The sequence below is a fragment of the Stenotrophomonas sp. S4 genome (assembly GCF_054187805.2).
Window position 1 is genome coordinate 123532 of sequence record NZ_CM196188.1, and the last position, 13304, is coordinate 136835.

At 66.9% G+C, this 13304-nt stretch carries 9 protein-coding genes; 3 read left to right on the forward strand and 6 right to left on the reverse strand.

Annotated features, from left to right (window positions below; translation table 11 throughout):
* Window positions 1-17 precede the first annotated feature (17 nt).
* The 4 genes from ACUZUJ_RS00530 to ACUZUJ_RS00545 form a co-directional block, all read right to left on the reverse strand.
* Window positions 18-1652 (reverse strand): TldD/PmbA family protein, encoded by a 1635-nt coding sequence (locus tag ACUZUJ_RS00530; protein WP_049443614.1) that lies wholly within the window; start codon window positions 1650-1652, stop codon window positions 18-20.
* Window positions 1653-1682: 30 nt separating this feature from the next.
* Window positions 1683-3314 carry a TldD/PmbA family protein gene (locus ACUZUJ_RS00535; RefSeq protein WP_049443616.1) on the reverse strand — a complete coding sequence of 544 codons (1632 nt, stop codon included), beginning with the start codon at window positions 3312-3314 and terminating at the stop codon, window positions 1683-1685.
* Between the two features lie 320 nt (window positions 3315-3634).
* Window positions 3635-4495 (reverse strand): IS3 family transposase, encoded by an 861-nt coding sequence (locus ACUZUJ_RS00540; RefSeq protein WP_101764920.1) that lies wholly within the window; start codon window positions 4493-4495, stop codon window positions 3635-3637.
* Window positions 4492-4785 (reverse strand): transposase, encoded by a 294-nt coding sequence (locus ACUZUJ_RS00545; protein ID WP_087921478.1) that lies wholly within the window; start codon window positions 4783-4785, stop codon window positions 4492-4494. The genes ACUZUJ_RS00540 and ACUZUJ_RS00545 overlap by 4 nt, the downstream gene beginning before the upstream one ends.
* Window positions 4786-5257: 472 nt before the next feature.
* Here ACUZUJ_RS00545 and ACUZUJ_RS00550 point away from each other — a divergent pair, with 472 nt between their 5' ends.
* Entirely contained in the window at window positions 5258-5872 is a 615-nt protein-coding gene (locus ACUZUJ_RS00550; protein WP_458220985.1) for a DUF938 domain-containing protein, read from the forward strand.
* A gap of 47 nt (window positions 5873-5919) precedes the next feature.
* On the opposite strand, the gene ACUZUJ_RS00555 is transcribed toward ACUZUJ_RS00550, so the two are convergent.
* On the reverse strand, window positions 5920-9606 hold the full coding sequence (locus ACUZUJ_RS00555) for an indolepyruvate ferredoxin oxidoreductase family protein (protein WP_101764667.1): 3687 nt from the start codon (window positions 9604-9606) through the stop codon (window positions 5920-5922).
* Window positions 9607-9775: 169 nt separating this feature from the next.
* Here ACUZUJ_RS00555 and ACUZUJ_RS00560 point away from each other — a divergent pair, with 169 nt between their 5' ends.
* The gene (locus tag ACUZUJ_RS00560) at window positions 9776-10411 is read left to right on the forward strand and encodes a tetratricopeptide repeat protein (protein ID WP_049444419.1); all 636 of its coding nucleotides are present in this window, start codon (window positions 9776-9778) and stop codon (window positions 10409-10411) included.
* A 629-nt stretch (window positions 10412-11040) separates the two neighbouring features.
* Here the strand turns inward: ACUZUJ_RS00560 and ACUZUJ_RS00565 are convergent.
* The gene (locus ACUZUJ_RS00565) at window positions 11041-12525 is read right to left on the reverse strand and encodes an AAA family ATPase (protein WP_005420987.1); all 1485 of its coding nucleotides are present in this window, start codon (window positions 12523-12525) and stop codon (window positions 11041-11043) included.
* Window positions 12526-12648: 123 nt separating this feature from the next.
* Between ACUZUJ_RS00565 and ACUZUJ_RS00570 the strand changes: the two genes are divergently transcribed.
* Complete coding sequence (locus tag ACUZUJ_RS00570; RefSeq protein WP_010487235.1) at window positions 12649-13278, forward strand: nucleotide-binding protein; 630 nt, start codon at window positions 12649-12651, stop codon at window positions 13276-13278.
* The last annotated feature ends 26 nt before the right edge of the window (window positions 13279-13304 follow it).

Here is a 13304-nt window from a genome sequence, read left to right on the forward strand (position 1 = left end):
TAAGGGCTCCTGACCGGTCAGCCGAGGCTGCGTGCGGTGTTGATGACGTTGATGCCGTTGAAGCGCGCGGTCGACGAACCGTGCGAGACCGCCGAGACCTGGCCGGGCTGGCCCTTGCCGTCGAAGAACGAACCGCCCAGGCGGTAGTCGCGCTCGTCGGCCACGGCGGTGCAGGCATTCCAGAACTCCGGCGTGCGGATCTGGTAGGCCACGTCTTCCAGCATGCGGGTGATCTGGCCGTTCTTGATCTCGTAGAACAGCTGGCCGCCGAACTGCGCGTTGTAGCGCTGCTGGTCGATCGAGAACGAACCGTCACCGATGATGTAGATGCCGTTCTCCACGTCCTTGATCAGGTCGGGCACGCTCAGTGGCTTCTTGCCCGGTGCCATCGACACGTTGGCCATGCGCTGGAACTGCACGCTGGACCACGAGTCGGCATAGCAGCAGCCGTCGGACTCGGTCTTGCCGAGGATGTGGGCCTGGTCGCGGATGGTCTGGTAGTCCACCAGCTTGCCGTTGCTGATCAGGTCCCAGCGCTTGCACTTCACGCCTTCGTCGTCGTACGCCACCGCGCCGAGGCTGCCCGGCTGGGTCTTGTCGGCGAAGATGTTGACCAGCTCGCTGCCGTACTGGAAATGCTGCTCGCGCTTGTCCAGGGTGGCGAAGCTGGTGCCGGCGTAGTTGGCTTCGTAGCCGAGCACGCGGTCCAGTTCCAGCGGGTGGCCGATCGACTCGTGGATGGTCAGCCAGGTGTGCGACGGATCGAGCACCAGGTCGTACTTGCCCGGCTTCACCGACGGTGCCTTCAGCTTCTCCTGCGCCTGCCTGGCGGCGGCGATGGCGTCCTCCTTCATGTCGTAGGAAGAACTGTAGTTGACCACGCCATTGGGGCTGACCACCTTGCCGGCGGTGGCGCCATCGAGGTACTCGTAGCCCAGGCCCATCGGCGAGGACAGGCCCGAGCGGGTGCGGAACTTGCCGCTGGTCTTGTCGATGGCGGTGACCGTCATCGGTGCCCAGATGCGGTGCACGTCCTGGTCGATGTAGGAACCATCGGTGGACGCGAAGTACTTCTGCTCGTTGACCAGGAACAGCATCGAGTTGACGAAGCTGGCACCGGCGCCCATCGCGGCGGCGTTGACGTCCAGCAGCAGGCCGACCTTGTCCTTGATCGGCACCTCCATCGCATTCTTGCGGATCGGCGTGCGCCAGCTCACCTCACCCACGCCCGGCGTCTTGGCCAGCTGCACGGGGGCGGTCTGCACGCCGGCATTGGCCTTGGCGATCGCCGCGGCCTGCTGCGCGGCCTTGGCCACGTCGGCGGTGCCCAGCGCATTGGTGGCGGCGAAGCCCCAGGCACCGTTGACGATCACGCGGATGCCCACGCCGGTGGACTCGGTGTTCACCACGTTCTGCACCTTGTCCTCGCGGGTGATCACGAACTGCCGCAGATAGCGGCCGATACGCACGTCGCAGTAGGTGGCACCGGCGCTGCGCGCGGCCTGCAGGGCGGCGTCGGCCAGGCGCTTCTTCAGCGCCGGGTCGAGGCTGGACTGCAGCTGTTCGGCGGCGATCACCTTGCCGAAGAAGGAGGGCACGATCAGCCCGCCCGCGGTAAGCCCGGTCAGGGCCAGGAAGTCACGTCTTTGCAAGGCTGCTCTCCATGTCGAAGGATGGGTGGCTCAAGCGCCGAGACTGCGCGCGGTGTTGATGATGTTGATGCCGTTGAAGCGGGTGGTGGACGAACCGTGCGAGACCGCCGAGACCTGGCCGGGCTGGCCCTTGCCGTCGAAGAACGAACCGCCCAGGCGGAAGTCGCGTTCATCGCAGATGGCGGTGCAGGCATTCCAGAATTCCGGCGTGCGGATCTGGTAGGCCGCATCCTCGACCATGCCGGCGATCTTTCCGTCCTTGATCTGGTAGTACAGCTGGCCGCCGAACTGCGCGTTGTAGCGTTGCTGGTCGATCGAATACGAACCGCGGCCGTGGATGTAGATGCCGTTCTCCACGTCCTTGATCATGTCCTCGACGCTGAGCGGCTGCTTGCCCGGCGCCAGCGAGACATTGGCCATGCGCTGGAACTGCACGCTGGACCAGGAATCGGCATAGCTGCAGCCATGCGATGCATCGCGGCCGAGGATGTGGGCTTCATCACGGGTGGCCTGGTAATCGACCAGGATGCCGTCGCGCACCAAGTCCCAGCGCTGGGTCTTGACGCCTTCGTCGTCGTAGCCGACTGCACCGAGGCTGCCGGGTTGGGTCTTGTCGGCGAAGAAGGTAACGATGTCGCTGCCCCAGCGGAAACCCGCATCGCGCTTGTCCAGCGTGGCGAAGCTGGTGCCGGCGTAGTTGGCTTCGTAGCCGAGCACGCGGTCCAGCTCCAGCGGGTGGCCGACGTTCTCGTGGATGGTCAGGAACAGGTTGGACGGGTCCAGCACCAGGTCGTACTTGCCGGGCTTCACCGACGGCGCCTTCAGTTTCTCGCGCGCGTGGCGGGCGGCCGCAATGGCGTCCTCGACCGGGTCGTAGGAATCGCGGTAAGCGGTGATGCCACCGGGCAGGTGTACCTTGCCGCGCGCATCGCCATCAAGGAACTCGTAGCCCATGCCCATCGGCGAGGACAGGCCGGCACGGGTGCGGAACCTGCCGCTGGCCTTGTCGATGGCGGTGGCGGTGAACGGCAGCCAGATGCGATGGATGTCCTGGTCGATGAACGAGCCGTCGCTGGAGGCGAAGTACTTCTGTTCGTTGACCAGGAACAGGGTGGAATTGATGTAGTCGGCACCCGCATTCAGCGCGGCGGCGTTGAGTGCCAGCAGCAGCTCGACCTTGTCCTGGATCGGCACCGCCATCGCGTTCCTGCGGACGGGCGTCTGCCAGCGCACCTCGCCCACCGAGGGCGTCGGCGCCAGCTGCACCGGCCGGGTCTGGATGCCGGCGTTGGCGCGGGCGATGGCCGCCGCCTGCTCGACCGCTGCGCGCACGGCGGCCTCGGTCTGCTGGTGGGTCGCGGCAAATCCCCAGGCACCGTTGACGATCACCCGCACGCCCACGCCGGACGATTCGCGGTTGGTCACATTGCCGACCTGGTGCTCGCGGGTGATGACCGACTGGTTGAGGTAGCGGCCGATGCGCACATCGCAGTAGCTGGCCTTGGCCGTGCGTGCGGTGGCCAGCGCCACGTCCGCCAGGCGCCTGCGCTGGAGGGTGTCGACCGGGGCGAGCAGTTGCTCGGCGGCGATGGCACGGGAATGCGGCAGCAGCAGGCCCGCCAGGCCCAGACCGGAAAAAGCCAGGAACTCACGTCGTTGCACAGCGTTTCTCTCTCTCGCTTGCGTGCGGTCGGCAACAGGCCGAGCCGATCACGTCAACTGCCTGACTTTCGCCAGCGCGGCGGCTTCGGGCAAGTGACTGCAGTCATGGTTGGGTGGGTTTCGGCAGGGCTTGCAGCCCTGCACCTGCTCAATGCAACGGCAACGGCCAAAGCCAGAGCCAGAGCCAGAGCGGTATTCCGTGGGTTGGCGGGGCGGTGTCGGATTGCGGGGACGCCGCAAGTACGTCCATGTAGGCTTGGCAGCCGCATCCATGCGGCTGACTGATCTGGCCCCCTGAAAACGGACGCCATGAAGCCGTTTCAGGCGGCAGCCCGGAGCTGCCGGGCGTAGTTGTTAGGCGAGTGGTAGCCCAGCGCCGAGTGTAGCCGGGCTGGATTGTAGAAGCCGTGGATGTAAGCAGCGATGGACTGGCTGGCTTGTTCCTTACTGGCGTAAGGCTCGGCAGCCTCTTCTGTCTTGAGCGTCGCAAAGAAGCTCTCGACCACGGCGTTGTCCCAGCAATTGCCAGGCCGGCTCATGCTTTGGACCACGTCATGGGACTGCAGCAGCTGGCGAAACTCGTTCCCCCAGTACTGCCCGCCACGATCGGAATGGAAGATCAGGCCAGGTCGTTGTGGATGCAGAGCCCAGGCATTGGCGAATGCTTTCACTACCAGTTCTTCAGTCAGGCGCCTGGAAACGCTGTAGCCCAGCACCTGCCGGGTCTGGACGCTGATGACCACGGCCAGATGCAGCCATCCCTGGCGGGTGGGGACATACGTGATATCTCCGACCCACGCCGTCGGTCCGGTTCCGGGGGCAAATTGCCGATCCAGCAGGTTGGGGGCGAGCTGAGATGAGCCGCCGGAGGATTTGGGCCGGAATCGGCCTTTGGTCTTGCCCTGGATTCGCTCCTCGGCCATTAACCGTGCCACGCGCTTGTGGCCAACTGGATGATTCCTGGCTCGTAAGGCCCTGACCAGCCGACGCCGCCCATAACTGCGTTTGCTGGCCACATGGATGGCCCGAAGCTCGGTACGGAGGGCCGAATCGACATCGCACGTTTGGGCACACTGGCGGCGCAGGTAGTCATGGAATCCAGAGACAGAAACCCCAAAAAGCCGACACAGCAACCTGGTCGGGTAGCGAGTCCTTTGACTGGCGACGAAGGCGTACCTCACTTGGACTCTCTGGCAAAGAACGCCGCCGCTTTTTTTAGGATTTCCCGCTCCATCTTCAGATTGGCGTTCTCGGCCCGAAGGCGGCTGATCTCGCTTTCCAGGTCAGTGGCCGGCCTGCGGGCCTCAGAGGTCAACGACCGGCCAGCACGGACCGCGTCAATCCAATTTGCCAGCGTCTTGACCGACATCTCCAGCTGACGGGCCGCTGCGGCAGGCCCGAGCGACTCGGCCAACTCCACGGCTTGGTGCTTGAACTCATCGGTGTAGCTACGACGGGTGATACGGGACATAAGGGGACCTCCAAGTGCGATCAAAGTATCGCCTCTTGGCGTCCGCGGACGGGGGGCCAGATCAGACACCCCGCAATCCGACACCGCCCCACCTTCGACAGGTTCACTCGGCTGTTGGTAGGTGTCGACCTTGGTCGACACATCTGTCAGATATCGAAATGAATCCGGGGTCAGATCCGTTTTCCTGCGGAAAACGGATCTGACCCCAAGCGCCGTTCCAACAGATCGCTGGAAACTGTCGAAGGTGGGGTGGGTCCGGTTGCGGGGGTGTCCGCGGCATGGATGCCGCGGCCAAGCCCCCAAGGACGGGTTTACGGCGTCCCCCGCAACCGGACCCATCCCGCCATCCCACGGAATGCCAGCTTTTGACGTTGCTTCGGCCTTTGCCGTTGCTCCTGCGGGTGCAGGGCTGCAAGCCCTGCAGACACCCCCTCATGCACAATGGGGCCGACCCCGCCTGGACACCGTCCTGATGTCGAGCAAGCCGTATTCAGAAGCCTGCGAGCGCAACCGCGAACCGATCGCCGCCGCACTCGACCCGTGGATGGGCGACCGTCACCGGCTGCTGGAGATCGGCAGTGGTACCGGCCAGCATGCGGCCTTCTTCGCCGAGCGTTGGCCGTGGCTGCGCTGGCAGCCCAGCGACCATCCGGACCATCTGCCGGGCATCGAGGACTGGCGCGCGGAAGCAGCGCTGCTGAACCTGCTGCCGCCGGTGGCACTGCAGGTGGAGCTGCCGCCGGCGACCGGCCTGAGCCTGCCGGAAGGCAGCATGTTCGACGCCGCATTCAGTGCCAACACACTGCACATCATGAGCTGGGAGCACGTGCAGGCGCTGTTCGCCGCGCTGCCACCGGTGCTGCGGCATGGTGCGCTGCTGGCGGTGTACGGCCCGTTCAACTACGGTGGCCGCTACACCAGCGACAGCAACGCGCAGTTCGATGCCTGGCTGAAGGCGCGCGACCCGCGCAGCGGCATCCGCGATAGCGAAGCGGTACAGGCGCTGGCCGCCGACCACGGATTCACCCGCTTGGGCGATGTGGCGATGCCGGCCAACAACCGGTTGCTGCTGTGGCGGCTGGGGTGACCCGCCGGTAGTGCCGGCCAGCGGCCGGCACTCCCTGTTTCGCGGCGTTACGCCACCTGCACGATGTGCAGCGCCTTTGGATTGCGCCACTGGGCGAGCAGGGCGGCTTCGCGTGCCTTGGCCTGCTCGAAATGCGCTTCCTTGACGTGGCCGAAGCCGCGGATGTGCTCGGGCACGCTGGCGATTTCCACCGCCAGCGCCAGGCGGTCGTCATCCAGGCCGTCCAGCAGCACCTGCACGGTGGCTTCGTAATCGCCGATCAGCTTGCGCTCCATGCGGCGTTCCCCGGTGCGTCCGAACACGTCGAAGCGGCCACCACGCAGGAACTTCAGCCTGGCCAGCAGGCCGAAGGCCTTGAACATCCACGGGCCGTATTCCTTTTTCAGCAACCGGCCCTGCTCGTCCTTCTTGGCGAACAGCGGCGGCGCCAGGTGGAAGCGCAGCTGGTAATCGCCTTCGAACTGCTGCTGCAGACGGCGCTGGAAGTCGCCGCTGGTGTACAGGCGGGCCACTTCGTACTCGTCCTTGTAGGCCATCAGCTTGAACAGGTAGCGGGCCACGGTCTCGGTCAGCGCGGTGGAACCGCCGATGCGGTCGGCTTCGGCGGCGCGCACGCGCTCGACCAGGCTGCGGTAGCGGTTGGCGTAGGCAGCGTCCTGGTACTCGACCAGGAACGCGGCGCGGCGCTCGATCATTTCATCCAGCGAGCGCGACAGGCGGGCGTCGTCCAGCGGCAGGAACGCAACATCGCCACCGTGCGAGGGCAGGCCACGCAGTTCGCGTTCGTCGCCGGTATTGCGCGGCGCCGCAGTGGCGCCCCATTCGTTGCCCTCCCACTCGCCCGGCGGCAGCGGATGCAGCGGGCCCGGGGTGGATTCGGTATCGGTGTGGCGGTTGCGCACCAGGCCGGCGGCCTGCTGCACGGCCTGCGGGTCGACCACGGCCAGGCGGCCCCAGGCGAAGGCCTGCTGGTTCATCGCCACGGCGGCGCCGTTGAGCTCGATGGCGCGCATCAGCGACTCGAACGACAGCGGCACCAGGCCCTGTTGCCACGCGTAGCCGAGGATGAACAGGTTGGCGGCGATCGCATCGCCCAGCAGCGCGGTGGCCAGCTGGGTGGCATCCAGCAGCAGCGGCTCCTGCCCACCCAGTGCCACGCGCACACCGGCCACGATGTCGGCGGCGGGGAACTGCATGTCCGGGCGGGTGGTGAAGGTGCCCGGCATCGCTTCATAGGTGTTCAGCACCACCTGCGAACGGCCGGCGCGCACCTTCGACAGCGCCCAGTAATCGTTGACCACCACCATGTCGCAGCCCAGCACCAGGTCGGCCTCGCCGGCGGCGATGCGCACGGCGTGGATGTCTTCAGGGCGACGGGCAATGCGGATATGCGTGGTCACCGCGCCGCCCTTCTGTGCCAGGCCGGTCTGGTCGAGCACGGTCGCGCCCTTGCCTTCCAGGTGGCCGGCCATGCCCAGCAGCGCACCGATGGTCACCACGCCGGTACCGCCGACGCCGGTGATCAGGATGTTCCAGGGCTGCTCAAGCGTGCCGCGGAGGGACGGTGCCGGCAGGTTGTCCAGCAGCGTGGAGGCATCGCGCTTGCTGCCCTTGCGCGGCTGTCCACCGTGCACGGTGACGAAGCTCGGGCAGAAGCCGTTCACGCACGAATAGTCCTTGTTGCAGTTGGACTGGTCGATCTCGCGCTTGCGCCCGAACTCGGTTTCCTTCGGCAGTACCGACACGCAGAAGCTCTTCTTGCCGCAGTCGCCGCAGCCTTCGCAGACCAGCGAGTTGATCAGCACCCGCTTCTGCGGGTCTTCCAGCTTGCCGCGCTTGCGGCGGCGGCGCTTCTCGGTGGCGCAGGTCTGTTCGTAGATCAGGATCGAAACACCCTTCACCTCGCGCAGGCGCTTCTGCACGTCATCCAGTTCGCTGCGGTCGTGGAACTCGACATCGCTGGGGAAGTGCTCGCGCTTGCCGGTCCACTTGCCGATGTTGTCCGACAGCACCACGATGGTGTGGATGCCTTCGGCGCGCATCTGCTTTGCGATGTCCGGCACGCTCAGCGGGCCGTCCACCGGCTGGCCGCCGGTCATCGCCACCGCATCGTTGTAGAGGATCTTGTAGGTGATGTTGACGCCGGCCGCGACTGCCTGGCGGATCGCCAGCGAACCGCTGTGGAAGTAGGTGCCGTCGCCGAGGTTCTGGAACACGTGCGGGGTGTCGGTGAACGGCGCCTGCCCGGCCCAGGTCACGCCTTCGCCGCCCATGTGGGTGAAGGTGTCGGTGCTGCGGTCCATCCAGGTCACCATGTAATGGCAACCGATGCCGGCCAGCGCGCGCGAGCCTTCCGGCACGTTGGTGGAGGTGTTGTGCGGGCAGCCGGAGCAGTAGTGCGGGACGCGCGGGAAGCTGGCGCGCGGCAGCGCAAGCTCGGCTTCCTTTTCCTGCATCCACTGCAGGCGCTGCTCGATCGACTCGTTGTTGAAGAACTTCTGGATGCGGCGGCCGATCACGCCGGCAATGGTGGCCGGGGTCAGTTCGCCGGTGGATGGCAGGATCCACTCACCGCTCTCGTCGTACTTGCCGACGATCGACGGGCGCTGGCCCCAGCTGGCCGGCCAGTTGAAGAACTGTTCCTTCATCTGGCGCTCGATGAAGGCACGCTTCTCCTCCACCACGATGATGTCTTCCAGGCCCTGCGCGAAGCGCGCGATGCCCTGCGGCTCCAGCGGCCAGGTCATGCCGACCTTGTACACGCGGATGCCGATGTCGGCGCACGCGGCTTCATCCAGGCCCAGGTATTCCAGCGCCTGCAGCACGTCCAGGTAGCTCTTGCCGGTGGTGACGATGCCCAGCCGCGCACGCGGCGCGTCCATCACCACCTTGTCGATGCCGTTGGCGCGGGCGAATGCCTGTGCGGCCTTCACCGCATAGCGGTGCAGGCGCATTTCCTGGTCCAGCGGCGGGTCCGGCCAGCGGATGTTGAGGCCGCCCGAGGGCATTTCGAAGTCTTCCGGCAGCACGATGCGGCGCGCCATCGGGTCGACCTCGACCGAGGCCGACGATTCCACCGTTTCGGCAATCGTCTTGAAGCCGACCCAACGGCCGGTGTAGCGGCTCATCGCCCAGCCCAGCAGGCCCATGTCCAGGATGTCCTGCACGCCGGCCGGATTCAGCACCGGCATCATCGCGCTGACGAACTCATCCTCGCTGCCATGCGGCAGGGTTGAACTGCGGCAGGCATGGTCGTCGGCGGCCAGCGCCAGCACGCCGCCGTAGCGCGAGGTGCCAGCGGCATTGGCGTGCTTGAACACGTCGCCGCAGCGGTCCACGCCCGGGCCCTTGCCGTACCACATGCCGAACACGCCCTGCACGTTGGCGCCGGGGAACAGGTTGGTCTGCTGGGTGCCCCACACCATGGTGGCGCCCAGGTCCTCGTTCAGGCCGGGGGTGAACTTCACCTTGGCCGCGTCCAGGTGCTTGCGCGCGCGCCACAGTTCCAGGTCGAAGCCGCCCAGCGGGCTGCCACGGTAGCCACTGACGAAGCCGGCGCTGTCGATGCCTTCGTGCGCGTCGCGCAGCCGCTGCATCAACGGCAGTTTCACCAGCGCCTGCACGCCACTCAGGTAGATCCGCCCCTCGTTGCGGGTGTACTTGTGGTCGAGCGTGTAGTCACGGTCGATCAGGTCGGCGGAAGAGGGCGAAGTGAGTTGCGCGGTACTGGTCATGGCTGGCCCGGTCAGGATCGGCTGGCACCGGCCGCGTGCAGGCACGCGGCGGGAAAGGCGCGAATTGTAGCAGCGAGGCCCTTCCGCCCCGGCACTCGCGCCGGCGGCCATGCTGGGGTTAGGATCGGGGAGAGAGAGGGAGGCTGCGGTTGCGGCCTGGGGAGAAGGGATGTCAGTTGCAGGAAAGATCCTGGGCAGCATGTTGCTGGTCTCGGGAACGGCCCCGGTGTGGGCCGCGCCGGCGGTGCCGGCACCACAGGAGTTCTACTTCGACAGCGATGCGGCCGCCGTGCCGATGGTCGTGGTCCAGTCCGACGGGGATGAACTGGTGGCGCAGCTGCTCAAGCAGCGCGAGCGCGGCCGGCGTACCGTGGAGGCCACCGTGCAGCTGGCGTCAGTGGCCATTGCGCAGGGCCGCACCGAACTGGGTGAACAGCTGTATCGCGAAGCACTGAAGGATGCGCCGGTGCAGGGCAGCCTGGGCCGTGGCGTGCGCTGGAACTACGGCTGGGACCTGCTGCGGCAGGGCCAGGCCGAGGCGGCCCTGGAGCAATGGCAGGCCGCCGCAGGTGGTTCGCTGAGCAAGCCGGGCTGGTTGCCACCCACCTATGCGCTGGCGCTGTGGCGGGCCGGGCAGAAGCAGGAGGCGGTGCAGTGGTATGCCGCAGCGGTGCGTACCGAGCCGACGCAATGGAGCGACAGCAGCCGCTATGCGCAGTTGTTGCCGTTGTGGCGTGACGACGAGCGCGCCTCGCTGGCGGAAGTGCAGCAGGCCTGGGCGGCCGCCCCGCCGGCCTGGCCCTGAGGGAAGGGGGTTGGCCGGGTTGCACCCGGCACCCGCAGAGGCAACGGCTGGAGCAACAGCAACAGCCGGCTCTGAGCTATCTGTGGCTTGGTCGGGGCGGTCTGGGGCTGCAGGACACGCCGTAAACCCCCCTCCGGGGTCCGGCCCAGCCGCTGGCGGCTGTGCGTTCGGGCGCTTGCGAGGCATGCCTCGCAGGCAAAGCGCCCTCACCCCTGGGGGCTCGATGGCGCCATCCATGGCGCCAACGGTCCTGCAGCCCCAGACCGCCCCGACCCCGACAGGTTCTCGGCGACGGTGGGTAGATCCACGCCATGCGTGGATGCATCCGCATCGGAATCAACTATTCGATATCTGATCGAAATGCAGCCGAGCGTGGGCTCGGCTCTACAAAAAGCAGCCAGCCAAGCGCTTTTGCTTTTGCTCTTCTACTTTCTTCTACGTGGATGGACGCCCCGGGAACTGTCAGAGGCCGGGCGGGTAGGCTGCGCAGGGGCGTGAGCCGCATGGATGCGGCGATCGAGCTTACAGGGACGTACTTGCAGCGCCCCCTGCGCAGCCTACCCGCCCGGCCCTACCCGGCATTTGCGTTGAGCGACCAGCCACGAGGGGCTGCGCCGTTCGCGGGAACCTCAGTCGTCCGCGGAAACCGTCCGCCCCGACGCCCACGCCCGCAATGCCTCGACCTGCTCGGCCATCAGCACCGACAGCGGCCGCGTCGCACGGATCTCGTTCATCAGCAGCTCGGTATCCAGCGGCCGGCCTTCGGCGTGCGCCGCATACAGCCCGGCCACGATCGCCTGCTCGATCTCGGCGCCGGAAAAACCATTCGCCGCCGCCGCCAGCGCCGGCAGCGCGAAGTCGTCGCCATTGAGCTGGCGTCGCCCCAGGTGCAGCCGCAGCAGTTCCACGCGCACTTCGGGGGTGGGCAGGTCGACGAAGAAGATCTCGTCGAAGCGGCCCTTGCGCAGCAGTTCGGCGGGCAGCTCGTGCACCTGGTTGGCCGTGGCGACGATGAAGACCGGCGCCTTGCGTTCGGCCATCCAGGTCAGCAGGTAGCCGAGCACGCGGCGCGATACGCCACCGTCCTCGCCACCGCTGGCCAGGCCTTTCTCGATCTCGTCCATCCACAACACGCAGGGCGCCAGCTGCTCGGCCGAGGCCAGCGCCTGGCGCAGGTTGGCCTCGGTCTCGCCGTGGTACTTGTTGTACAGCGCGCCCACGTCCAGGCGCAGCAGCGGTACGCCGAAGCCGGCGGCGGTGGCCTTGGCCAGCATCGATTTGCCGCAGCCCTGCACGCCCAGCAGCAACATGCCGCGCGGCGGGTCCAGGCCGGCCGGTGCCGAGCCGGCGATGAAAGCCACCCGGCGCTGGCTGATCCAGCGCTTGAGCCGGTTGGCGCCGGCCACGTCGCCGAAGCGCGCGCTGTCATGCTCGAAGAACAGGTGGCCGCTGCGGTTGAGCAGCTCGAACTTCAGCCGTGCCAGCTGCGGCAGGTCGTCGTCGCGCAGCGCGCCGTCTGCGTAGATCAGCTGGCGGGCGATGCGGCGGGCATCGACCAGGCTCAGGCCCTGCAGGTTCTTCAGGATCTTCTTCACCGCCTCGCTGTCGACCTCGACGCGGCGGCCGCCGTGCTCGCGCGCATAGGCATCGGCCTCCTCGCGTAGCATCTTCAGCAGGGCATTGGCATCGGGCAGGCGCGGGTTGAAGCGCACCGCCAGCGCTTCCAGCTCGGCCGGCAACTCGACCTTGGCGCCGATCAGCACCAGCACGTGCGGCTCGCTGTGGCGGCGCTGGATCAGGTCGCGCAGCGCGCGCTGGTGGCTGGCATAACCCAGGTAGGGGTGGAAATCGAGCAGCAGGTAGACGCCCCGCTGGTCGGCCTGGCGGATCATCTGCAGGGCGGCGCTGGCATCGGGCGGACCGACCGGCGGGTCCTCGCGGTCCAGGTCGATGCGACGCAGGCCCTCGGTGATGGACCAGCGGTGCAGGGCCCGCCACACGTGCATCAGCGTCTGCCGGAACAGCTCGACGATGCGGCCCTCATCCTGGGTCTCGATCACGATCAGGGGGGTATTGGCGCGGATCAGTGCGCTCAGGTCCTGCAGTTCGCTCATGCCGGTTCGATCCTTCGGGGGCGCCACGATAGCAAAGGCGATGGCCACTGGTTCAGCACGGTGCTACCTCCCGTCACCACCGCCGGTGTACGCTCGGGGCACGTACCCGGAAGCGAGGCTGGCATGAAGACGATCCTGGTGGCCGGTTCCAAGGGCGGGGTGGGCAAGACCACCGTCGCCACCCACCTGGCCGCGTACGCGGCATTGCAGGGCAAGGCCACGGTGATCGCCGATGCCGACCCGCAGGGCTCCAGCACCCGCTGGGCACAACGGCGTGCCGGGCTGGAAAGCGCGGTGCTCCCCATCGATGTGTATCGGAAGAAGCAGTGGGCGCAGAAGCTGCCGGACGGTACCGATACCGTCATCATCGATGCACCAGCCGGTGCGCTGGCCGACGATATCCCCCATTTCCTGGACGCGGCCGACGCCGTGGTGGTGCCGGTGCTGCCCTCGGCACTGGATATCGAAGCCATCGTCGGCTTCCTCAACAGCCTGGCCCAGAACCCGCGCGTGCACAGCCGCAAGCTGCCGGTGGGGCTGGTCCTCAACCGCACCAAACCCTGGACCCAGACCTCGCAGCAGGCGCTGCAGATGCTGGGCGAGTGGCCGTACCCGGTGGTCGCGCAGCTGCGTGACAGCCAGAGCTACGTGGTCATGACCGGCCTGGGCCGCAGCCTGTTCGACTACCGCTCGGCCCAGGTGCGCGAGCACCAGGCCGACTGGGAGCCGCTGCTGTCCTGGTTGAAGCTGTAACGCTGCACGTCTCCACCCTCTTTTCA